At 68.8% G+C, this 22,404-nt stretch carries 16 protein-coding genes; 5 read left to right on the top strand and 11 right to left on the bottom strand.

Features of this window, described 5'->3' with window-relative positions:
• Window positions 1-4 precede the first annotated feature (4 nt).
• The 3 genes from WT60_RS10930 to WT60_RS10940 all read left to right on the top strand — a co-directional run bounded on the left by WT60_RS10930 (window position 5) and on the right by WT60_RS10940 (window position 4,305).
• Window positions 5-724, top strand: a complete 720-nt coding sequence (locus WT60_RS10930) for a lasso peptide biosynthesis B2 protein (protein ID WP_038743076.1) — start codon at window positions 5-7, stop codon at window positions 722-724.
• Window positions 660-2,408 (top strand): lasso peptide isopeptide bond-forming cyclase, encoded by a 1,749-nt coding sequence (locus WT60_RS10935; protein ID WP_060356026.1) that lies wholly within the window; start codon window positions 660-662, stop codon window positions 2,406-2,408. Before WT60_RS10930 ends, WT60_RS10935 begins: the two co-directional genes overlap by 65 nt.
• 142 nt (window positions 2,409-2,550) lie before the next feature.
• Entirely contained in the window at window positions 2,551-4,305 is a 1,755-nt protein-coding gene (locus tag WT60_RS10940) for an ABC transporter ATP-binding protein (protein WP_060356025.1), read from the top strand.
• 36 nt (window positions 4,306-4,341) lie between these two features.
• Here WT60_RS10940 and WT60_RS10945 read toward each other — a convergent pair whose 3' ends face one another.
• The 8 genes from WT60_RS10945 to WT60_RS10985 form a co-directional block, all read right to left on the bottom strand.
• Window positions 4,342-5,367: a fimbrial protein gene (locus WT60_RS10945; protein ID WP_060356024.1), complete on the bottom strand. Its 1,026-nt coding sequence runs from the start codon at window positions 5,365-5,367 to the stop codon at window positions 4,342-4,344.
• On the bottom strand, window positions 5,364-6,104 hold the full coding sequence (locus WT60_RS10950) for a molecular chaperone (RefSeq protein ID WP_161788619.1): 741 nt from the start codon (window positions 6,102-6,104) through the stop codon (window positions 5,364-5,366). The genes WT60_RS10945 and WT60_RS10950 overlap by 4 nt, the downstream gene beginning before the upstream one ends.
• Before the next feature lie 119 nt (window positions 6,105-6,223).
• On the bottom strand, window positions 6,224-8,665 hold the full coding sequence (locus WT60_RS10960) for a fimbria/pilus outer membrane usher protein (RefSeq protein WP_186448586.1): 2,442 nt from the start codon (window positions 8,663-8,665) through the stop codon (window positions 6,224-6,226).
• Window positions 8,666-8,816: 151 nt separating this feature from the next.
• Window positions 8,817-9,329 carry a fimbrial protein gene (locus WT60_RS10965; protein WP_038743082.1) on the bottom strand — a complete coding sequence of 171 codons (513 nt, stop codon included), beginning with the start codon at window positions 9,327-9,329 and terminating at the stop codon, window positions 8,817-8,819.
• Window positions 9,330-9,907: 578 nt separating this feature from the next.
• Window positions 9,908-10,387, bottom strand: coding sequence for a hypothetical protein (locus WT60_RS33575; RefSeq protein WP_145986772.1), 480 nt, complete (start codon window positions 10,385-10,387; stop codon window positions 9,908-9,910).
• Between the two features lie 462 nt (window positions 10,388-10,849).
• A complete protein-coding gene (locus WT60_RS10975) occupies window positions 10,850-12,448 on the bottom strand; it encodes an efflux transporter outer membrane subunit (protein ID WP_059647911.1) in 1,599 nt (532 codons plus the stop codon).
• 5 nt (window positions 12,449-12,453) lie between these two features.
• Entirely contained in the window at window positions 12,454-15,585 is a 3,132-nt protein-coding gene (locus WT60_RS10980; protein WP_060356022.1) for a multidrug efflux RND transporter permease subunit, read from the bottom strand.
• 16 nt (window positions 15,586-15,601) lie between these two features.
• Window positions 15,602-16,801, bottom strand: coding sequence for a MexX/AxyX family multidrug efflux RND transporter periplasmic adaptor subunit (locus tag WT60_RS10985; protein WP_038743085.1), 1,200 nt, complete (start codon window positions 16,799-16,801; stop codon window positions 15,602-15,604).
• 149 nt (window positions 16,802-16,950) lie between these two features.
• Between WT60_RS10985 and WT60_RS10990 the strand changes: the two genes are divergently transcribed.
• Together WT60_RS10990 and WT60_RS11000 are read left to right on the top strand one after the other, a co-directional pair.
• A complete protein-coding gene (locus WT60_RS10990) occupies window positions 16,951-17,610 on the top strand; it encodes a TetR family transcriptional regulator (protein ID WP_038743086.1) in 660 nt (219 codons plus the stop codon).
• A 320-nt stretch (window positions 17,611-17,930) separates the two neighbouring features.
• On the top strand, window positions 17,931-19,289 hold the full coding sequence (locus WT60_RS11000; RefSeq protein ID WP_060356021.1) for a M23 family metallopeptidase: 1,359 nt from the start codon (window positions 17,931-17,933) through the stop codon (window positions 19,287-19,289).
• A gap of 376 nt (window positions 19,290-19,665) precedes the next feature.
• On the opposite strand, the gene WT60_RS11005 is transcribed toward WT60_RS11000, so the two are convergent.
• From WT60_RS11005 to WT60_RS11015, 3 genes are all read right to left on the bottom strand, one after another.
• Window positions 19,666-20,409 (bottom strand): amino acid ABC transporter permease, encoded by a 744-nt coding sequence (locus WT60_RS11005; protein WP_060356020.1) that lies wholly within the window; start codon window positions 20,407-20,409, stop codon window positions 19,666-19,668.
• 2 nt (window positions 20,410-20,411) lie between these two features.
• Window positions 20,412-21,137 carry an amino acid ABC transporter permease gene (locus tag WT60_RS11010; RefSeq protein WP_059575147.1) on the bottom strand — a complete coding sequence of 242 codons (726 nt, stop codon included), beginning with the start codon at window positions 21,135-21,137 and terminating at the stop codon, window positions 20,412-20,414.
• A gap of 179 nt (window positions 21,138-21,316) precedes the next feature.
• Window positions 21,317-22,132 (bottom strand): ABC transporter substrate-binding protein, encoded by an 816-nt coding sequence (locus WT60_RS11015; protein WP_038743089.1) that lies wholly within the window; start codon window positions 22,130-22,132, stop codon window positions 21,317-21,319.
• Window positions 22,133-22,404 lie beyond the last annotated feature (272 nt).

Genomic DNA, 22,404 nt, shown 5'->3' on the forward strand with positions numbered 1-22,404 from the left:
AGCCATGATGCTAGCCCGCCGTTGTCATGTTGCGGTATTCGATCAAGCGATCGTCGCACTCGATATGCGACGGTCGCGTTATTTTCTTTATGACGAAGCCTGTGCGAAGGCTTTTTCCGACCATTATCTGGATTTCAAGCCAATCGATGCGCCGCGCGCATTGGGGCCGTTGATATCCGACCGAATTATCGTCGCCGAAGCGCTGGCGCCCGCCCGAAGCCGCATCGCCGATTACCGCGGGTGGGGCTTCGACACGTTCGACTCGGGCATCTGGGCAAGCCGGGCGCTCGGCGAGCGCAACGCGTCCGGCTTCGAGTGGCTGCCGTTCTGGCGCATCGTGCGCGGCGCGGCGTCGCTCAAGCTGCGCGGCTTTCACGCGCTTTCCGTGCTCGAGCGGCTCGACGCCCGCCCCGCGAACGGCGCGCCGGCGCGCGGCAACGACGCGTCGCACACGGTCGAGCGCTTTCTGCGCGCGTCGATCTGGTCGCCCTTTCGCATCACGTGCCTGCAAATGTCGCTCGCGCTCGCCACGCATCTGAGGCGGGAGAACGTGCCCGCTCAACTCGTGATCGGCGTGAGGCCGATGCCGTTCGTCGCCCATGCTTGGGTCGAAGTCGACGGGCGCGTGTGCGGCGACGAACCGGACCTGAAAAAGAGCTATGGCGAAATCTATCGAACGCCCCGACCCGACGAACGCGCCGCCCCGCTCGGGCTGGCGGCTTGAACGGCGCGCGTGGACGGATGCAATCGGCTATCGCAGCCTGCTGTCCGGCGAAGGCGGCCCCGACCGGCCGATCGGCGTCACGCTGCTCGAAGCCGGCGGCCGCGGCCGCGCGTACCTGCGCGACACGCACTCGAACCTCGATCGCGCGCTCGCGCGCGCCCGCACGCTGTCCGATGCGCGCGAGGTCGTCACCCGCTTCGTCTGGGGCGCGTACATCGCCGTGCTCGACGAAGCGGCGAGCGGCCGCCGCCTGTTCCTGCCCGACCCGCTGCATTCGGTCCGGCTCTATTACCGGACCGGCGAAAACGGCCGCGTCGACGTCGATCCGCAGGCGGCGAACCTGCTCGACGGCGCGTCGATCGACTGGAACCTCGACTACCTGATCGAATTCGCGTGCACGCAGTTCGGCCCGCTCGACGAAACGCCATTCGCGGCGGTGCGCACGGTGCCGCCCGGATGCGCGCTCGTCGTCGACGCCGACGGGCAATGCACGATCGAGCGCGCGTGGCTTCCGCGCGCGCACGCGGCCGACGATGTCCGCGCGTCGTGCGCGGCCGCGCTCGACGGCGTTTATTCGAGCATCGCGAGCAGCCATCCGAACGTGTGCGCCGCGCTGTCGGGCGGCGTCGATTCGTCCGCGGGCGCGATCTTGCTGCGCAAGGCGCTCGGCGCGGGCGCGCCGCTCGCGGCCGTCCACTTGTTCTCCACGTCGTCGCCCGATTTCTACGAGCGCGACATGGCGGCGCGCGTGGCCGATTCGATCGGCGCGGAACTCATCTGCATCGACATCGACCGCCATTTGCCGTTCTCCGAACGGATCGTGCAAACGCCGCCCGCCGCGCTGAGCCAGGACATGCTGTTTCTCGGCATCGACAAGGCGGTGTCGAGCGCGATCGGCCCCTCGTCGGTGCTGCTCGAGGGCCAGGGCGGCGATCTGCTGTTCAAGGCGGTGCCGGACGCGAACGCGGTGCTCGACGCGCTTCGCGGCAAAGGATGGTCGTTCGCGCTTCGCACGGCGGAGAAGCTCGCGACGCTTCACAACGACTCGATTCCGCGCATCCTGCTGATGGCGGCGAAGATCGCGCTGAGAAGGCGGCTGTTCGGGCGGCACGCGTCGGTGTCGCAGCCGACGATGTCGAAGCTGTTCGCGCCGCGCGCCGCGGCCCGGCAGGCGCGCGGCCGCACGCGGCGGAACCTGCGCGCGGACGCGCCGTCCGACGAGTCGATCTCGGTGCTCGACCGGTTCGTGTCGATCATGACGCCCGTCACCGACGCCGCGTATACGAGCCGGCTCAATCCGTATCTCGCGCAGCCGGTCGTCGAGGCGACATTCGGCCTTCCGAGCTACGACAGCTTCGATCACCGGAACGACCGGATCGTGCTGCGCGAGATCGCCTCGGCGCACACGCCCGTCGACGTGCTGTGGCGCAGAACCAAGGGGTCGTTCGGCATCGGCTTCGTGAAAGGGATCGTGTCGCATGACGACGCTTTTCGCGCATTGATCCGCGACGGCGTGCTGATGCGAAGCGGCAGGATCGACGAGGCCGAACTCGAACACGCGCTCAAGGCGGTGCGCGTCGGTCAGAATGCGGCCGCGATCAGCCTCGCGCTCGTCGGGTGCGTGGAGGTTTTTTGCGCATCCTGGCAGAATTTCGTCGCGAACCGGCGCGTTGTGGCATGCTGACGAAGCGTTTGGCCGCGCCCCGCATGACGCCCTCGCCATTGCATTCGTTGCATTCGTTGCGGCCGCGGATCGCGCCGCCGCGCGCCGAGATGCCCGCCCTCCCGTCCCGAACGCCGGTTTTCCGGCACGATTGCGAATCGACATGAAACTTGCCGCACTACGCTCGCTGGCGGACGTCGTCCGTCTGATGCTCGACAAGGAAACGAATGCGAGAAAGCTGATCGTCGCCGGCGTGCTGATCGAGGCGCTGACGTCGGCGTTCATGCTGCTCGGCCCGGTCACGTTGAAGCTCGCGGTCGACGAGCTGTCGCGCCCGCATTTCGACACCGTGAAGGCGTCCGTCGACATCGTGCTGTTCGCCGTGCTGTGGTCCGCGTCCGCGATCTCGTCGATCGTCCTGCTCGCATACACCGGCCGGATCGTCAACGCCGCGTCGAACGCGCTGCTGCGTCGTGCGCTGCGCGCGCAGCTTCCCGCGCTCGCCGGCCGCGCGTGCGCCGACAGCGGCTACGTGCAGGGCCTCCTCGAACGCCTGCCGTACAGCCTGCAGGTGATCGTCGAAGGCGTGCTGTGGAAGATCACGCCCGTCGTGATCCAGCTCGCCGTCGCGTTCGCGCTGATCTCGCTGCTGATGCCGCTGCGGTACGCCGCGATCCTGTTCGCGGTGCTGGCCGCCTATTTCCTGTTCTCCCACTTCTCGGCCGAGCAGTACGAGAAGAGCGCCGCGACGACGAACGAGGCCGCCGGCGCGCTGTCGGCCGCGCTCGGCGACGTGCTCGCGAATGCGCCGCGCGTCGTCTACAACGGCGCGGTGCCGCGGGAGATCGACTACGTCGCGGCGAGAGCCGGCGCGCGGCTCGACGTCAACTGGCGGCGGTCGTGGCTGCTCACGCGCGCGGCCGTCTATCAGTACGGCATCATCGCGCTCGGCATGGCGGCGATGTTCGTGCTGTGCGTGCGCGACATCGCGGCCGCGCGGATCACGCTCGGCGATTTCATGCTGCTGCAGACCTACGTGCTGCAGTTCGCGCTGCCGCTCGGCGCGTACGGGTTCGTGCTCCGCCAGGCGGGCGCGGCGCTCGCGAACGTGCGCGAAGCGCTCGAGATCGCGCCCCGCGCGCCCGCTGCCGGCGCCGCCCGAGCGCAGCCGGGCGGCTCGGCCGCGCACATCGCGGTTCGCCGGCTGGCGTTTCGCCGGGCGGATCGCTTCGCGATCGAACCGCTGTCGTTCGACCTGCCGGCCGGCAGCTACACGGCGATCGTCGGCCACAACGGCTCGGGCAAGTCCACGCTCGCGAAGATCGTCGCCGGGCTGCTGCCGCCCGACGACGGCGTCGTCGCATACGACGGCGTCGACCTGTACGGCGTCGACGACGCCGCGCGCAGCGGCTTCGCGCTATACGTCCCGCAGGACGTCGCGCTTTTCAACCGCCCGCTGCGGGAGAACGTGCGCTACTACCCGTCGACGCTCACCGACGACGACGCGACCCGGCTGCTCGAACGCCTCGCGTTCCACAAGGACGGCCGGCGCATCGATCTCGACGGCGAAGTGGGCGAAGGCGGCGCGCGCCTGTCGGGCGGCCAGGTGCAGAAGGTCGAGCTCGTCAGGCTGATGGGCGTCGACGTCCCCGCGATCGTCCTCGATGAAACGACCTCGGGGCTCGATCCGCACAGCGACGCGCTCGGCATCGCGATGCTTCGCGAGCGTCTTCGCGGACGCACGACGCTCGTGCTGATCACCCACCGTATCGCGAACGTCGAGGCGGCCGACCAGGTGCTGTTTCTGTCGGCCGGGCGGCTCGTCGCGGCCGGCCCGCATCGGCGCCTCATCGATACCTGCGACGAGTACCGCACGTTCTGGCGCCGCCAGCCCGAACCGGCGGTGTCGAACGCATGACGCTCGGGGGGCATCGGTGCGCGGCGGCGGCCGCGCTCAGTAGATGAACAGCCGAATCGTCGCCGTCCCGGCGAACGGCCCGATCTTCGGCGCGCCGAACGACTTCAGCACCGCGTCGAGCACGATGTTCTGATACGACACGTTCCCCGGCATCTGCGTGAGCACGAACTGCTGGTTGAACGGAATCGCCGTGCCGTTCCTGTCCTCGATGCCGATGCCGAAGTTGCTGTCGCTCTGCGGCACGAGCAGGCCGTTGCGCACGGTCTGCGAGGTCTCGAAGTAACCGTCGACGCGCACCGGGACGCTGCATTTCTTCGCGAGCGCGAGGCTGAACTGCTTGCGCGGCACGGCGGGCGAAAAGCCGTTGCCCAACGCCTGGATCTGCCCGAACTTGACGATCCCCGGCTCGGGCGTGACCGTCACGTCGACCATGCACGGCGTCGGCTTCAGGTTCTGCAGGCCGCTCAGCCGGTACTGGAAGCTCGGGTTCGTGTTGTTCAAGCCCTTCTCGCCGTCGAACTGGAACACCGTGTAGACGTCGCTCGGCGGCTGCACCCACGCGCCCTTCTTGCGCACGACCACCTGGTACGTGATGCTGATCGGAATCTTCGGGCAGCGCTTCGCGTTGAAGTCCGCCTGCGGGCACGGCGGCACCGCGAAGCCCGTCGGCACGCCGGTGCCGGGGAGGCTGCCCGCGCCGAAATGATCGACGCCCTGATAGCGGATGCCGATCTCGAGCCCCCACGCGGCCGGATTCTTGCCGTCCGGATTCGCGTAGAAGTAGATGTTGTCGACGATATCCAGATTGCCCTTGCCGCCGAGATCCTTGTAGCAATAGCCGTCCGTCGTGCGCGGCGCGGATATCCAGATCACGTAGCCGTCGGGCGCGTCGGTCGGATACGACGCGACGTTGCCGATCGGCTCGGTGAGCGAGCTCTGGCCGCTGTTCGTCAGGCACCGCACGGCCCACGCGGGCTGCGCGAGCGCGACGAGGAGCGCCGCGCACATCCATGCGAGCCAGCCGGGCATGCGCCGCGGCGGAAAACGCAGGCGCGCGCTCATTGCTTCACGCTCCGGCATGCGTTGCCGTCGCACGCGTATTCGACCGTGACCTGGCCGCCGTAGTCGTCGACGTGCGTAACGGCGATGCCGCCCGCCGCCGACGCCGAGAACGGCACGCTCGCCGCGCTCTTCGGATTCACCATCACCGGATCGAGCGGCAGCGGCGCCTTGTTCGCGCCCGCCGCGAGCGCGACGACCGTGATGTGATACGGCGTCGGATTGTCGAGCACGAGCCGGCGCGCGGCCGCATCGACGCGCAGCGTCATCGGCAGCGTCGGGTCCTCGTCGCGCGCGGGCTGCACGCCGGCCGGCCGGTAGAACAGCTTCATCTGCGTGTGCAGCGCGATCTGCAGCGCGTTCGGCGTGTCGGTCTTCGGCGGCACCTCGCGGATGTTCAGATAGAACACCGATTCGCGATCGGCGGGCAGCGCCGCGCCCGGCATGCGCGCGATCCGCAGCACGTTGCGCTCCTTCGGCTCGACGCGCTGCAGCGGCGGCACGACCATCAGCGGCGTCGTGATCTTGTTGCCGTGCTCGTCCTCGAGCCACGACTGCACGAGGTACGGATACGCGTCACTCTTGTTCGAGATCGTCACGATCGCGGCCTGCTCGCCTTCGTTGAGAATCACGCGCGTGCGGTCCGGCACGATCGCCGCGTGCGCGGCGCCCGCGAGCGCGGCGAGGAGCGCGGCGGCCACGCGCCGCGCGTTCGAAACGGAAAGGAGTCGTGGGGTCATGGTCGTCATCGGGTCGTTCGGGTCGTTCGGTCGTTCGTTCGGTCGTTCGGTCGTTCGGTCGTTCGGTCGTTCGGTCGTTCGGTCGTTCGGTCGTTCGGTCGTTCGGTCGTTCGGATCGGTCAGCGCGACGCGTGCTGCGTCGCGGATTCGCAAGCGACGGGCGCGGGCGTGCCGTCGAGCTGCAGCGTGTCGGGGAGCGCGGCGGGCGTGCAGATCGTCTTCGCGCCGGCGCGCACGACGAGCTTCGCGCGCGGCTGCACCTGCGTCAGGTACGCGGCACCGGCCTCGCCGACGATGCCGAGCTCCTTGCCGGTCGCGGCGTCCTGCACCGATGCGCCGAACGGCACCGGTGCGCCGCCGTCGCCCGTCAGCGTGACGAACACGTTGCGCCCGCGCGCCGCGTTGAACTTGAGGTAGCCGATCGCGCCGTCCGTCAGCACGGTGCGCTGGATCGGGTTCGTCACGTCGGTGTCGAGGCCGAGCTTCTCCACGCTCACGGCCGCGTCGTACACGTTGTACGGCGACACGCCGTCGATCACCGCAAAGCCGCGCGCATTCGTGCGGGCGTAAGTGCCGGACAGCGGCACGCCGGGCACCCCGTCGGTCGACACGAGCAGGCGCGTGTCGCCCGCGTTGCCGTTCGCGTGCGCGGTCACGCCGTAGCGCGTCGCGACGAACGAGCCGTCGAGCTCGAGCGACGCCGACGCGTACGAATTCGCGACCGTGGACGCCTGAGCGGTGAGCTGGTAGGACGGCGTGCGCTGCCGCAAGCTCGCGTTGGCCGACGCGCGGCCGTCGGTCGTGCCGCCGTATAGCTGATAGGTGCGGCCGTTCATGCCGTCGTAGATGTAGCCCGCGTTCACGCTCGTGCCGCCCTGGCCGGCCGACACGCTCGACGTGAGCGTCTGGCGCTCGCCGAGCGGCAGCGTCGCCGTCAGCGACACCTGGTTGCCGCCGCCGCCCGCGCCTTGCGTGCGGAACGCGGAGAAGCTCATGTTCACGCTCTTCAGGCCGCCGAGCGAGAACGCACGCGTGAGCGTCACGCCGATGCGTTGATCGGACGGGCGCGCCCAGTAGGTCGTCTGGTCGTACGAGAAGTAGGCCGACGTGTCGCCGAAGCGCTTCGACAGCATCGCCGAATAGCGCTGCTTGCTGTTCGCGAGACTCGACGCGCTCGGGTCGCCCGAGAACTGCTGGAAGTTCGTGTAGTCGCGCTCGGAGAAGCGATAGCCGAAGAAGCGCACGTCGGCGTCGAGCGCGTCGAAGTGCTTCGAATAGTTGATCCGGTACGAGTTGCCGTGCTTCGTCCGGCCGCTCCACCAGAGCGTCGCGCGCGCATGCGTGATGTCCGCCGACAGCGCGCCGAAGCGGCCGAAATCGCGGCCGACGCCGAACGCGACCGACGTGTAGCCGGACGCCGCGATGAGCCCGCCGTAGACGGTCACGTCCAACGGCAGCCCGTACGCGGCCTCGGCGAAGCCGAACCACGGCGTGATGCCCGCGCCGCCGAACGTGCGCGGCTTGCCGAGCGCGCTCTTGTAGCGCAGTTGCCCTTCGCGCGCGAGAAACGGCACCGACGCGGTCGCGACCTGGAAGCGCTGGACCGAGCCGTCCTCTTCCTCGACGACGACGTCGAGCGTGCCCTGCACGCTCGTGTTGAGGTTCGACAGCGCGAACGCGCCCGGCGACACCTTCGTCATGTACAGCACGCGGCCGTCCTGCATCACCTTGACGATCGCGTTCGTGCGCGCGACGCCCGTGACGAGCGGCGCGTAGCCGCGCATCGACGGCGGCAGCATCCGGTCGTCGCTCTTCAGCGCAACGCCCGACATCGAGAACGTGCTGAAGATGTCCGAATCGACGTAGATCTCGCCGAACGACAGCGTCGACTGGATCGACGGCAGCGCGCGGTACGCGTAGAGCTGGTTGAAGCGGAACGCGCGGTCCGCGTAGACGGAGCCGCCCGCGTTCGTCTGCGCCTGATAGTCGCCGCGAAAGCGCCACGCGCCCCAGTTCGCGCCGATCGTGCCGTACGCCTGCACCGAGTTGTTCTGCTGCGCGCCGCCGCCGAACGCGTGGTTCGCGTTCGCGAGCACGCGATAGTCGAGCATCGCGCCGCTCACGCCGTCGCTCCAGCGCTCGGGCGGCAGGTACGACGTGTCGGTGAATTCGAGCGCCGCTTGCGGAATCGTGATTTTCAGGCGCCCTTCGCCCTTCTGGTAGCGGATCGTCACGCCCTCGATCGCGGAAAGATCCGCGCAGCGCCCGCCCATCACGCGCGGCATGCCGTTGACGAGCGACTTCTTCAGGCCGAACTGCGCGACGAGCTCGGGCGTGATGCACGCGCGCGCGCCCGCCCCTTCACGCTCGCCGACGAATTCGATCTGCCGCAGGCCGTAGAACACGTCGTTCACCTGCACGTCGAGCAGATAGGTGCCCGGCAGCGTGTAGTCCGCCTGCGCGAACTGCGACAGGTCGACTTCGTTCTTGCCGTCGATGCTCAGGAACGACGAATTGAACTCCGTCGCCCTGGCATGGCTGCCGGCGACCAGCATGGACACGCAGAGGAAGAAAAGTCTGATTCGCACGCCGACTGACTGAAACCGTAACGGGATGGGGATCGCGGGGAAAACGGGAATGCGAGAAGGATTCGCGCGAGGAAGGGGCGCGCGCGCCCTTTCCTCGCTGGGCGGCTCGTCGAGCCGCGCGGGCTTACTGGTAGCGGACGGTGAAATTCGCGACGCCGTCGGCCGTGCCCGGCGTGACGCTCGCGGCGGTCGCTTCGTACATCGCGGAGAAGCGCGCGACGCTCGTGCCGTTGCTCAGCACGAGCGGGCCCTTCTGCTCCACGCCGTTGTCGAGATCTTCGCCCGACGCCGATTGCAGGCGGATGCCGACGTTCTTCGCCGAGCCGACAGTGGCGATCAGCTTCGGCTGCGTCGCGTTCGACGTGCCCGTGAACGTGAAGTACGCGTTCTTCGCGACGCTCGTGTCGCAGTCGACGAGGTTGATGTCGAAGTTCTGCGGAGTCGACTTGTCGCCCGCCGCCTTGAACTTGTTGGTCGGGACGAAGCCGAGACGCACGGTCTGATCCACCGAGCCCGCGTCGATGCCGCATGCGCCCGCGACGATCTCGCCCGTGAAGTTGATGATGCCGTTGCCGGCGGCGAACGCCGACGTGGACAGGGCGGCGAAGGCGACGGCGGACAGGAGTGCTTTTTTCATGGCTGATTCCGTAACGTGACTAATGAGGTTTTGACGATTTGTCGGACGTGTTCGCAATGCAAGGAAATGCGCCGCAATGCGTTGGCCTGGTTCGTCGCGACGGGCCGAATTATCAATATGATTTGGAAAGTATTTTGTAAATCATTGTCAGATCATTGCCTTACAAACGATTTGCTCGTGGTGCCGGAGAATTTCGGAAATGCGGCGATTTGCCGCACTTTTACGCCAAGCGGCGACACCGATTATTTGATGTTAATGCATTGTTTTAATTGGACATATTGGCTTTTCGCCGGCGTGTCGACGTAGGTATGAAAGGCCGCCGACAGATCCGCCCCGAGGTGCCGAAGAGACGTTTGCTTTTTGACTTTTCTGTAAGAGTTGTCAAATCGCAACGTCAAAAAATTCCTTTCAATCAATTATGAGATATCAATTTCATTAAAAATTATTGACGCAATCGTTTGCGAATCCATGAAATCTCACGGCTCACATGTTTTCATTTCATGCAATCATTTCAATATTCATGAATTTGAATTTATTTGACAATTAAATTGCACATTTGTATTTATGAGATAAGTCGATTAGCGATTTAATTCATTTGCAATCGTTTGCCGATTGAGAGTGTGCGTGCTCAAACGTTTGCCGACGTCGCCGAACGAAAAGACCGTGGAATTCGCTCGGGGGCGGCCCTCCCCCGCCGTGCGGATCGGGGCGATTCGGCGATTCGGCGGCTGCCGGATGCGATCCGCAACGCGCCGGCGGGCCCCGAATCGATCGAGCGCCGCGCGGGGTTGCGAGATGGCGGCGCGCTGGCGCGAGCTACCCCGATCGAGACGATCGGCCGACGCACGTTCGAACGGCGTCACGCGTGCAATGAGAAGCGACGTGCGAAGCGAAGCGGAAAGCGGGAAGCGAAACGGAAAGCGAAGCGGCCGGATCGCCCGCCGAGCGCGAGCGCCGGGCGCTTCGCCGACGATGCCGAGCGGCAGCGGTGCGGCTCGCCGACGGGTGCGCATCGCGTGTTGCGCATCGCGAAGGCCGCCAATATGCGGATCGCGCACGGCCGACGCGGCCGGCCCGGCTAACGCGCGAGAGCGCCCGTTAGCCGGGCGATGATGCGCAATGCGCAGGCGGTGGATAGGATTTCGCGGGCGCGCGTCGCCCACGCGGAATCAGCGAGGCAACAAGACGAGAATTGAAAACCGCGGCGCGGATGCGAAGCGACGCGTTCGGCGTCGCGGGAATGCTTCGCGAATTCACGCGCGGGCGACGCGCGCGGGTCGACTAGCGGCGCTTGCCGCACCGAATCTGCGTATCGACGTGCGTATCGACCTCCGTATCGACGTGCCGAGCGTCACAACGGCCGGACGATCGGCCCTCGCGCTCAGCGAACCAGAAGCGGCGCACCGGCGCGCAACGAATCCGACGCTGCGACGCGCCAACGCCACGCACGGCGCACTACCTGAGCCGACGGGCACGCATGCCGAGGCCACGCGGCGCGCCCGATCAGCTCGAACGCTAGCTCAGGCTTGCGGACAGATGTCCCCGCCACCGCACGCGGCGCGCGACCAGCCGCCGCCGAGCGCGCGATACAGCGCGATCGCGTTCGTGAGCCGCAGCTGCTTCAGGCGAATCAGCTCCTGCCCGGATTCGAACGTGCTGCGCTGCGCGTCGAGCAGTTCGAGATAGCTCGCGACGCCGCTGCCGTAGCGCCGCTGCGCGAGCCGCAGCCGCTCGGCGTCCGCGCCGTACGCCGCCTGCTGCGCGGCGAGCTGCGCGTCGATCTGATCGCGGGCCGCGAGCGCGTCGGCGACTTCGCGAAACGCCGTCTGGATCGTCTTCTCGTAGTCGGCCACCGCGATGTCCTTGCGCGCGTCGGCGACGTCGAGGTTCGCACGATTGCGCCCGCCCGCGAAGATCGGCAGCGTGAGTCGCGGCGCGAACGTCCACACGCTCGAGCCGGCCGAGAAGAGCCCCGAGAACGCATCGCTGACCGAACCGGCGTCGGTGGTAAGCGTGATGCGCGGGAAGAACGCCGCGCGCGCGGCGCCGATGTTCGCGTTCGCCGCAACGAGCCGCTGCTCGGCCTGCCGGATGTCCGGCCGCTGTTCGAGCAGATCCGACGGCAGCCCCGGCGACACCGGCGCGACGGCGAACTCGTCGAGCGCGGGCGCGCCGGCGGGCAACGTCGTCGTGAAATCGCCCGCGAGCAGCTTCAGCGCGCTCGTCGCCTGCGTATGCTCGCGCTCGAGCGCCGCCTTCGACGCGCGCGCCGACGCGACGAGCATCTCGGCCGTGCGCAGCTCGATCGCCGTGCTCGTGCCGGCCGCGTAGCGGCGCTGCGTGAGCGCGTACGTCGCGTCGCGCGCGGCGAGCGTGCGCTCGGCGAGCGCCAGTTGATCGACGAGCGCGCGCTCGGCCACGTAAGCGGACGCGACCTCGGCGATCAGGCTGATGTGCGCCGCGCGCCGCCCTTCGGCCGTCGCGAAGTATTCGGCGAGCGCCGCGTCGGACAGGCTCTTCACGCGGCCGAACAGATCGATCTCGAACGCGCTCACGCCGACGCCCGCGCGATACAGCGTGCTCGTCGCGCTCTCGCGCAGCACCGGGTCGTACTGGCGCGTGCGCTCGTAGCCGAGATTGCCGTCGATCGACGGCAGCCGGTCCGCGCGCGCGACGCCGTACAGGCCGCGCGCTTCCTGAATGCGCAGCGTCGCGATCCGCAGGTCGCGATTGTTCGCGAGCGCCGCGTCGATCAGCGTGCGCAGCGACGGATCGGTGAAGTACGCGCGCCAGTCGTCGAGGCGCGTGTCGTGCGTGTCGTGTACCTCTTGCAGCTCATGCAGTTCGTGCATCTCGTGCGCGCCGCTCGCGTTCGCCGCGTCACGCGCGCCGGGCATGCCGCGCGCCCCGCCGTCGGCCGCCGATGCCGCCGCATCCCGCGACACCGCCGCGTCCGTTCGCGCATAGCTCGCCGGCACGGGCGCGGCCGGCCGCTCGTAGCGCGGCGCGAGCGTGCAGCCCGCGACAAGCGCCGCCGCGAGCGCGATCGGCCACGCCCGAGGCGCGCCCGGCCGCCCCGAACGGCATGATCCGTTTCGCACGAACAGAGGTGTCATCATCGCTTTCACTTGATCTCCAGGGCCGCATTCGCGCCGCCGCGGCGGCGCGGGCTCACGTCGAACACGCGGCCGACGCACACGAAAAAGAGCGGGACGAGGAAGATCGCGAACAGCGTCGCGCTGATCACGCCGCCGAGCACGCCCGTGCCGATCGCGACCTGCGCGCCGGACGCGGCGCCCGTCGCGAACGCGAGCGGCAGCACGCCCACGCCGAACGCGAGCGACGTCATCACGATCGGGCGCAGCCGCAGCCGCGCCGCTTCGAGCGCCGCGTCGGCGAGCGACCTCCCCTGCGCGACCAGATCCTTCGCGACCTCGACGATCAGGATCGCGTTCTTCGCGGACAACCCGATCGTCGCGATCAGCCCCACCTTGAAATAGATGTCGTTCGGCATTGCGCGCAGCGTGACGCCCGCCACCGCGCCGATCACGCCGAGCGGCACGACGAGCATCACCGCGAACGGAATCGACCAGCTCTCGTACAGCGCCGCGAGCGCGAGAAACACGACGAGCACCGACAGCGCGAACAGCATCGGCGCCTGCGCGCCCGACAGCCGCTCCTCGTACGACTGCCCGGACCACGCATAGCCGACGCCCGCGGGCAGCGCCGACGCGATCCGCTCGATCGCCGCCATCGCCTCGCCGCTGCTGTGCCCGGCCGCCGCCGAGCCGTTGATCGTAAACGACGGGAAGCCGTTGTAGCGCGTCAGCTGCGGCGGGCCCATCGTCCATTGCAGCGTCGCGAACGCCGCGAGCGGCACCATCTCGCCGCGTGCGTTGCGCACGCGCAGCTTCGTCACGTCATCGGGATCGAGCCGGTGCGGCCCGTCGGCCTGCACGATCACGCGGCGCACCTGCGCGCCGTGCATGAAATCGCCGATGTAGTCGGAGCCGAACATCACCGCGAGCGTCGCGTTGATCTCGTCCATCGACACGCCGAGCGCCGACGCCTTCGCGCGATCGATGTCGAGCTTCAACTGCGGCGCGTCCTGCGTGCCGGCGAACATCAGATCGGCGAGCACGGGGTTCTTGCGCCCGTCGGCGAGCAGCTTCTCGCGCGCGGCGGCGAGCGCCGCGTAGCCGAGCCCGCCGCGATCCTGCAAGCGGAAATCGAAGCCGCCCGTCGAGCCGAGGTCGGGCAACGCGGGCGAATTCATCGCGAACACCGTCGTGTTCGGCGTGCCCGCGAAGCGTTCGTTGATCCGCGCGACGATCGCCTGCACCTGGTCGTGCGCGCGCTTGCGCTCCTTCCAGTCCTTCAGCGTGACGAAGATCATCCCGCCGTTCGGCCCCTCGCCGTACAGGTTGAAGCCGCCGAGCGCGAACGTGTACGCGCTCGGCTCCTCGCCGCGCACGTATTCCTCGACGCGCCGCACGCTCTGCATCGTCTCCGCGAGCGGCGTGCCCTGCGGGCGCACCACCATCACCATGAAATTGCCCTGGTCCTCGTCCGGCAGGAACGCGGTCGGCAGCTTCGTGATCAGCAGCGCCGCGAGCGCCGTCAGCGCGCCATAGACGACGAGCCAGCGCAGCGGGCGCTCGAGCACCTGCCCGACGCGCCGCGTGTAGCGGCCGGTCGAGCGCGCGACGAAGCGGTTGAACCAGCCGAAGAAGCCGCCCTTGTCGTGATGGTCGTCGGCCACCGGCTTGAGCAGCGTCGCGCAGAGCGCCGGCGTGAGCGACAGCGCGAGAAACGCCGAGAAGCCGATCGACACCGCCAGCGCGAGCGCGAACTGCCGGTAGATGTTGCCGACCGCGCCGCCGAAGAACGCCATCGGCACGAACACCGACGTCAGCACGACGGTGATCCCGACGATCGCGCCGCTGATCTGCTTCATCGCCTTCACGGTCGCCTCGTACGGCGGCAGCTTTTCCTCGACCATCAGCCGCTCGACGTTCTCGACGACGACGATCGCGTCGTCGACGAGGATGCCGATCGCGAGCACCATCCCGAACATCGTCAGCACGTTGATCGAGAAGCCCGCGGCGAGCATCGCGCCGAACGTGCCGAGAAGCGCGACGGGCACGACGAGCGTCGGAATCAGCGTCGCGCGCAGGTTCTGCATGAAGAGGAACATCACCGCGAACACGAGCACGCCCGCCTCGACGAGCGTCGTCACGACCTTGCTCATCGACACGCGCACGAACGACGACGTCTCGTACGGAATCTGATACTTGACGCCCGGCGGGAAGAACGTCGACAGCTCGTCCATCGTCGCGCGGATGCGCTTCTCGGTCGCGACCGCGTTCGAGCCCGGCGCGAGCTTGATGCCCATGCCGGTCGCCGTCTTGCCGTTCACGAACGACGGATAGTTGTAGTCGTTGCCGCCGAACTCGACGCGCGCGACGTCGCGCAGGAAGAGCGTCGAGCCGTCGGCGCGCGCGCGCAGCGCGATCGCGCCGAACGCGTCGGGCGTCGCGAGCGGCGCGTCGGCGAGCACGGTCGCCGCGATCGGCGCGCTGTCGGGCACCGCGCTGCGGCCGATGTCGCCGATCGTCACGCGCGCGTTGTGCGCGCGCACGGCGGCCGCGATGTCCGACGCCGTCAGGTTCAGCGCCGCCATCTTGACCGGGTCCGGCCAGATCCGCATCGCGTATTCGGCGCCCCAGAACTGCACCTTGCCGACGCCCTCGACGCGCCGCAGCGCCTGCACGACGTTCGCCGACGCGTATTCGCCGAGCTGCACCGCCGACAGCCGCCCGTCCTCCGACGTGAGCGACACCACGAGCTGGATGTTGTCGGCCGCCTTCTCGACCGAGATGCCGTCGCGCCGCACGGGCTCGGGCAGCCGCGCCTCGACGGTCTTCAGGCGGTTCTGCACGTCGACGGCCGCGAGATCGGCGCTCACGCCCTGCTTGAACGTGAGGTACAGCGACGCCTGGCCGGCGCTGCTCGTCGCCGACGTATACAGCAGGCCGGGCACGCCGTTCATCTCGCGCTCGATCACGGCCGTGACCGATTCCTCGACGACCTGCGCGGACGCGCCCGGATACGTCGCGTAAATGCTGACGACGGGCGGCGCGATGTCCGGATACTGCGCGACGGGCAGCGCGCGGATCGCGAAGACGCCGCCCATCATGATGAATAGCGAGATCACCCAGGCGAACACCGGGCGATCGATGAAGAAACGAGCCATGATCGTGTCGTGCTTGTCAGGTTTGGCGCTTCGCGGGCGCGCCCGCCGCGGCCGGCTGCGACGCCGGTTGCGCGGGCGCGCCGCGCTCGACCGCCTTCACGGTCGCGCCTGCTTCGAATTGCGCGGCGTCGTCGACGACGACGCGCTCGCCGCCCGCGAGCCCGCGCGTGACGATCCAGTCGCGGCCTTTCATCTGCTCGGCCTCGACCGTCACGTCGCGTATCTTTCCGTTGTCGCCGACCACCTTGACGGTCGCGCTGTCGGCCGCGCGCAGGAGCGCGTCGCGCGGCACGAGGATCGCGTCGCGCGCGATCGCGCGATCGAGCGTGATCCGCACGTACGCGCCCGGCAGCAGCTCGCGCTCCGGATTCGGGAAGAGCGCGCGCATCGCCACCGTGTCGGTGGACGGATCGACCGCGAGATCCGCGAACAGCAGCTTGCCCTTGCGCGCATACGCGCTGCCGTCCGGGCGCACGAGCGTCACCTCGACGTCGCGCTGCGCGATGCCCGCCGCGCGCCCGCTCCTCACCGCGCGCCGCAGCGATTCCACGTCGGCGGCCGGCTGCGAGAAGTTCACGTAGATCGGATCGAGCTGCTCGACGGTCGTGAGCGGCGTCGCCTGATCCTGGCCGACGAGCGCGCCTTCCGTGACGAGCGCGCGGCGCGCGCGGCCGTCGATCGGCGACGTGACGGTCGCGTAGTCGAGCTCGAGCTGCGCGCGCGCGAGCTCCGCGCGCGCCGACGCGACGGCGGCCTTCGCCTGCCGCTCGTCGGCGAGCGCCTCGGTGTGGTCGCGCTCGCTCACCGCGCGGTCGCGCACGAGCTCGTCGTAGCGGCGGCGCTTGTCGAGCGCCGCGAGATGCGCGGCCTGCGCCTTGTCGAGCGCGCCCGCGGCCGCGTCGCGCGCCGCCTTGAACGGCGCGGGATCGATCTTGAAGAGCACCGCGCCGCGCTTCACTTCCTGCCCTTCTTCATACGTGCGCGCGGTCACGATGCCCGCGACGCGCGCGCGCACCTCCGCCTGCCGGTATGCGTCGAGCCGGCCCGGCAATTCGACCGTGAGCGGCACCGACGTCTTCTTCACCGTGACGACGCTCGCCTCGCGCGGCGCGGCCGCCTCGTCGCCGCTTTCGCGCTTGCCGCAGCCGGCCGCGATGAACGCCGCGGCGGCGAGCGCCGCCCACCTGCGACGCGTGCGTGCCCATTCGTATGTCATTGTTTTCCTCGCGATTCGCTCGGCCCGGGACAAATCGGGGCCGGTCAGGGCGATCGATTATAATCAGTCACGACTGATTAAATAGTGTCGCTTGATAGAATGTCGTAATAAAGCGACAAACAATCGAAAGAAAGGGAGAATCGACCCACATGGCCCGCAAGACGCGCGAAGAATCGTTGAACACGAAGAACCGAATCCTCGACGCCGCCGAGCTCGTGCTGCTCGAGAAAGGCGTCGGCCAGACCGCGATGGCCGACATCGCGGAGGCGGCCGGGATGTCGCGCGGCGCCGTCTACGGGCACTTCAAAGGCAAGACCGAGGTGTGCGTCGCGATGTGCGACCGCGCGTTCTCGCGCGCGGTCGAGGGCTTCGAGCTGTCCGACGAGCGGCCCGCGCTCGCGACGCTGCGCTTCGCCGCGTCGCACTACCTGCATCAATGCGGCGAGCCGGGCTCGATGCAGCGCGTGCTCGAGATCCTCTACATGAAGTGCGAGCAGAGCGAGGAAAATGCGCCGCTGCTGCGCCGGCGCGCGCTCTACGAATTGCAGGCGCTGCGGATCACGAAGGCGCTGCTGCGCCGCGCGGTCGGCGCGGGCGAACTCGACGCGTCGCTCGACGTGCATCTCGCGGGCGTCTATTTGCTGTCGCTGCTCGAAGGCATCTTCGGCTCGATGATCTGGACGACGCGGCTGCGCGGCGACCGCTGGGACGATGCCGAAGCGATGCTCGACGCGGGCGTCGACGCGCTGCGCGTGTCGCCCGCGCTGCGCGTCGCCGAAGATTGCATGGCGCGCACGGCCGCGCGCTGAGCGTGCATGCCGCGCATCGACAGTCGGGCCCCTTTATAAAGTCGTCAAGACTGCGGAACAATTGCGCGCGCGCGGCGGTCACTCTAGCTGGTGTCGATTCTTCATATGGGTTTGAACCCTCGGAATTCGAATCGCCGTTCGGAGCGGACATGGTCCGCGTCGTTGGGCCGAGCGGCGCGCAGCGGGGCGCGGTCCGGTCGTGATCGCGCCCCGCTGCGTTGAACGCCCTGGCGCTGCCGGCCCGCCCCGACGCGTGCCTCGCCGCAGCCGCCGCCCACACCCTTTCGTTCGAACTGCCTTTTTCAAGGATGTGGACACCCTTGGCCAAGCCAATCGCGCATACCGTTTTCGTTTCTTCCGACGATCCCGCGTCCGTCGCCGGATCGCCGGCGCAAGCCGCCTCTGCCCGATCGCTCAGACGCAAGCTGCCCACGGCGAGCGCGCTCGGCGCGCTGATCGCGTTCGGTCTCGCGGCGCTGCCCGCCGTGTCGAAGCCGCCCGATTCGTCGACCGCGAACGCCGCGCGCGCGCCGCAGCGCGTGTTCGCCGACGCGCCGTTTCCGAGCGCGCAGCGCTTCGTCACGGGCGAGCTCGAACGCGTGATCGGCGAGCAAAGCCCGCCCGACGCGCCGCTGCGAACGCTCGCCGCGCAAACCGCTGCGTCGGCCGCCGCCCCGATGCCCGGCCAAGCGCCGCCCGGCCTCTTCGCGCCGCTCGCCGAGCACCGCAACGAGCTGCTCGGCTACGGCAGCCGCGCGTTCTCGCTCGCCGATTCGGTGCTCGCGCCGATCGACAGCGGCGTGCGCGCCGGGCCGATCGAGCAGTCGCTCGCCGACACCCTCAATCGGATCGACATCCCGCCCGAAGTGCGGATACAGATCGGCGACCTGATCGCCGACCGCGTGCAGTCGCACGCGAACGCGCAGCCGGGCGACCGCTACCGGGTCGCGTTCGACGCCGCATCGGCCAAGCCGCGCGTGACGGCGCTCGAGCTGCGCGTCGCGGGCCGCCGCTTCGGCGCGGTCTGGTTCAAGGCGCCCGGCGCGGCGAGCGGCGCGTACTACGCGTTCGACGGCGCGCCGCTCGACGCGCCCGCGCTCACGATACCCGTCGTCAGCACGCGCATCAGCTCGTACTTCGGCGAGCGCATCCATCCGTTGTCGCACATCCTGCAGATGCACACGGGCGTCGATCTCGCCGCGCCGGCCGGTACGCGCGTGAACGCCGCGTCGGCGGGCGTCGTGTCGTTCGTCGGCTACGATCCGGGCGGCTACGGCAAGTACGTCGTGATCGATCATCCGGATCGCACGTCGACCTACTACGCGCACCTGTCGGCGTTCGCGCCGGGGCTCGAGGCCGGGATGACGGTCGCGCAGGGCCAGCGAATCGGCGCGGTCGGCGCGACGGGCGCGGCGACGGGCCCGCATCTGCACTTCGAGGTGCGCGTCGACGATCAGCCGGTCGATCCGCTCGTCGCGCTCGCCGACGCGCAGAACACGCTGTCGGCGATGCAGCTCGACGCGTTCCGCCGCGTCGCGAGCGAGGCGCGCTTCCGGCTCGCGTCGAGCGACGCGCGGCCGCTCGGCTTCGCGCAGATCGACGCGCCGCTGTGGGCCGAGTTCGCGACCGATTCGTCGACGCTGCGCGCGATCTTCAACACGCATTACGCGTCGTCGTGACGATGCGGTAGCGTGCAAAACCCCGCGTGCGCCGGTGCGCGGGATCTCGATTCGCGCGGCGCGACGCGACGCATTCGGCTACGCCTCGCGGCCGCCGCGAAAAGCTCGTCGCCAGGCGCATGCGTCGCCGTGACTGGCGTCGTGGGCGTCGCACGCGCCGTCGATGTCGACGCATCGAGCTCGATGCGTCGCTGGCGGCGCCTACGCCGGACACGCCGCGCGCGTCGAATGCGTCGAATGGGTCGAATGGGTCGAATGGGTCGAATGGGTCGAATGGATGCATGCGTGCATGCGTCGAGCTCCATCGCGCCGCTCGCCAAGACGACGCGCCCCTGCCCTCCCGCGCCTTTCGTCGAGCTGCGGCGAAGCCGCGACGCTACCTCGGCCCGCTCGATGCCGGCTGCGCGGCGCCCGCATGCGGCGCTTCGCCGCCGCGCGGCGAAGCGCGCCGGTTGCGCGCGAGCAGCCACGTCGCCGCGACGTCGAGCGCGGTGCAGAGAATCAGATAGATGACGCCGACGAACAGGAAGATCTGCGCGGGATACACCATCAGCCGGTTGTTGACCTGCGTCGCGACGAACGACAGCTCCGGCACGCCGACGATGTAGGCGAGCGACGTGTCCTTCACGAGCGACACCCACTGGTTGACGAACGACGGCGTCATGATCTGCGCCGCCTGCGGCAGCAGCACGTGGCGCACCGTTTGCCAGCGCGTGAGCCCGAGCGACAGCCCCGCCTGCCACTGCCCGTCGCCCGCCGCGCGAATGCCCGCGTGCACCGAGTGCGCGAGATACGCGCCGCCGACGAGCGACAGCGCGCACACGACGGCCGCGAGCCCCGGCACGTCGGCGTGCAGCAACACGGGCAGCAGGAAGTACGTCCAGAAAATCAGCATCAGCACCGGAATCACGCGGAAAAAGCCGATCACGACGACGAGCACGCCGCGCAGCGCGCCCGTCGCGAGCGCGAGCGCGACGCCCCCCGCGACGCCGAGCACGGCCGACGCGAGCGCCGATGCGAGCGCGAGCGCGAGCGACAGCGCCGCGCCGCCGAGCGGGCCGTCCGGAAACGCGCCGACGAGCAGGTACGGCAGATTGTTCGCGAGTATCGACAGATCCATCGTCAGCGCCCCGCGAACGTGCGATCGCGACGCCGGACCATCCACTGCGCGAACGCTTCGACGGCCGCGATCGCCGCGACGTACAGCACGGTCGACACGCCGAACGCGGCGAACGTCCGGAAGGTCTCGGTCTCGACCTGCCGCGACGCGTACGACAGCTCGGCGACGCCGATCGCCATCGTCAGCGACGAGTTCTTGATGAGGTTCATGTATTGCCCGAAGAGCGGCGGCAGCGCGATTCGCACCGCCTGCGGCAGCACGACGAAGCGCAACGTCTGCAGCGGCGAAAGGCCGAGCGCGCTCGCCGCGTGATACTGCCCGGCGGGCACGCCGCGCAGCCCCGCATGAAACTCCTCGGCGACGAACGCGCTCGTGTAGCAACTGAGGCCGACCCAGCCGGCGACGAATTCGAACGACGGCCAACGCAGCTCCACGCCGCCCGCCGCGATCGCGTGGCGCGCGTTCAGCCAGGCCATCAGCGGCTCCGGCAGCAGCGACGCGACGCCGAAATACCAGAACAGCAATTGCACGACGAGCGGCGTGTTGCGAAACGCGACGACGTAAGCGGCCGCCGCGCGCCGCGGCCACGCGCGCCTCGCATGCCGCGCGATCGCGAGCGCGAAGCCCGCGAACGTCGCCGTGACCGCCGCCGCGAGCGACAGGCCGAGCGTCAGCAGGAAACCCTGCCACAACCACATCAGATACTTCGGAGCGAGCCAGGCGTCCATCTTGTCTGCTTCGGGCCGCCGGCGAGGCGGCCGCATGTTGCGTGTCGGGTGAGGCGCCGGCCGCGCGCGATCGCGCACGGATCATGCACGATTCGATTGCGGGCCGCGTGCGGTTTGCATGCGGCCCGCGCCGGGCTCCGCGCGACGCCCGCGCATCGCCGCGCGTTTCGCGCGCGCGCTCAGCTCTTGTCGCCGATCTTGAAGATCCGCGTGAGCGGCGTCTTCGTGCCCGGCCCGAACCATGCGTCGTAGATCCGGCCCGCGCGACCGTTCGCCTCGAGGTCCTTCAGCGCGCCGTTGACGAACGCGACGAGCCGCGTCTCGCCCTTCGGCACGCCGACGCCCATGTAGTCGTTCGAGATCGTAAACGCCGGAATCTCATAGTTCTGCTTGTCCGGCACGTTCGCGAGCAGGCCGATCAGCTTCGGGCCGTCCTGCGTGATCGCCTGCACGTTGCCCGCGCGCAGCGCGGCGAACGCGAACGGCGTGTCGTCGTACGCGACGATCGTCGCCTTCGGATACTTCTCGCGCAGCGTGACTTCGTTCGTCGTGCCCTTGTCCGCGCCGATGCGCAGGCTGCTCAACTGGTCGGCCGATTTCAGCGCGCCCTTCTTCGCGAGGAACTGCTGGCCCGACGCGAAATACGGAATGCTGAAGTCGACCTGCTTCGCGCGCTCGTCGGTGATCGTGAAGTTCGCGAGCACGAGATCGACCTTGCCCGACGTCAGGAACGGAATGCGATTCGCGGGATTGGTCGGCTGCAGTTTCAGCTTGACGCCGAGCTTGTCGGCGAGCGCCTGCGCGTAGTCGACGTCGAGGCCGACGATCCGGTTCGTCTTCGGATCGACGAAGCCGAACGGCGGGTTGCTGTCGAACGTCGCGACGCGCAGCACGCCGGCTTTCTTGATGTCGTCGAGACGGTCCGCGTGCGCGGCCGCATGCGCGGCGACGAGCGACAAACCGATGAGCCAGGTAGCGAGTGGCTTGAGTTTCATTGGCGCGTTTCTCTTGTTCTAGGAAGGTGCCGGCGCGACGCGTCCGGCCGGATGAGCGACGCAGCGCGACGCGCTGCGAGTTCGTCACCGTATCAGTGCATGCACCATTTTCGAACCAAGAAATGCTGCTGAACTCAGCAGTTTTCGTGCTATCGCATGCGCACGCGACATCCGAGGCGGCGCGTTCGCGCCGGGCCCGCGCGGCGCGGCGACAGGCGTGGCCGCTCGATCACGCCAATCCGCGCGCCCACCCGCGCACCAATCCGCGGGCC

Source organism: Burkholderia sp. MSMB617WGS, assembly GCF_001532025.2.
In the GTDB taxonomy this organism is placed as follows: domain Bacteria; phylum Pseudomonadota; class Gammaproteobacteria; order Burkholderiales; family Burkholderiaceae; genus Burkholderia; species Burkholderia savannae.

Coding starts and splice junctions, on each gene's coding strand:
- WT60_RS10930 (WP_038743076.1), top strand. CDS start 5: ATGATGCTAGCCCGCCGTTGTCATGTTGCGGTATTCGATCAAGCGATC.
- WT60_RS10935 (WP_060356026.1), top strand. CDS start 660: ATGGCGAAATCTATCGAACGCCCCGACCCGACGAACGCGCCGCCCCGC.
- WT60_RS10940 (WP_060356025.1), top strand. CDS start 2,551: ATGAAACTTGCCGCACTACGCTCGCTGGCGGACGTCGTCCGTCTGATG.
- WT60_RS10945 (WP_060356024.1), bottom strand. CDS start 5,367: ATGAGCGCGCGCCTGCGTTTTCCGCCGCGGCGCATGCCCGGCTGGCTC.
- WT60_RS10950 (WP_161788619.1), bottom strand. CDS start 6,104: ATGACCCCACGACTCCTTTCCGTTTCGAACGCGCGGCGCGTGGCCGCC.
- WT60_RS10965 (WP_038743082.1), bottom strand. CDS start 9,329: ATGAAAAAAGCACTCCTGTCCGCCGTCGCCTTCGCCGCCCTGTCCACG.
- WT60_RS10975 (WP_059647911.1), bottom strand. CDS start 12,448: ATGATGACACCTCTGTTCGTGCGAAACGGATCATGCCGTTCGGGGCGG.
- WT60_RS10980 (WP_060356022.1), bottom strand. CDS start 15,585: ATGGCTCGTTTCTTCATCGATCGCCCGGTGTTCGCCTGGGTGATCTCG.
- WT60_RS10985 (WP_038743085.1), bottom strand. CDS start 16,801: ATGACATACGAATGGGCACGCACGCGTCGCAGGTGGGCGGCGCTCGCC.
- WT60_RS10990 (WP_038743086.1), top strand. CDS start 16,951: ATGGCCCGCAAGACGCGCGAAGAATCGTTGAACACGAAGAACCGAATC.
- WT60_RS11005 (WP_060356020.1), bottom strand. CDS start 20,409: ATGGATCTGTCGATACTCGCGAACAATCTGCCGTACCTGCTCGTCGGC.
- WT60_RS11010 (WP_059575147.1), bottom strand. CDS start 21,137: ATGGACGCCTGGCTCGCTCCGAAGTATCTGATGTGGTTGTGGCAGGGT.
- WT60_RS11015 (WP_038743089.1), bottom strand. CDS start 22,132: ATGAAACTCAAGCCACTCGCTACCTGGCTCATCGGTTTGTCGCTCGTC.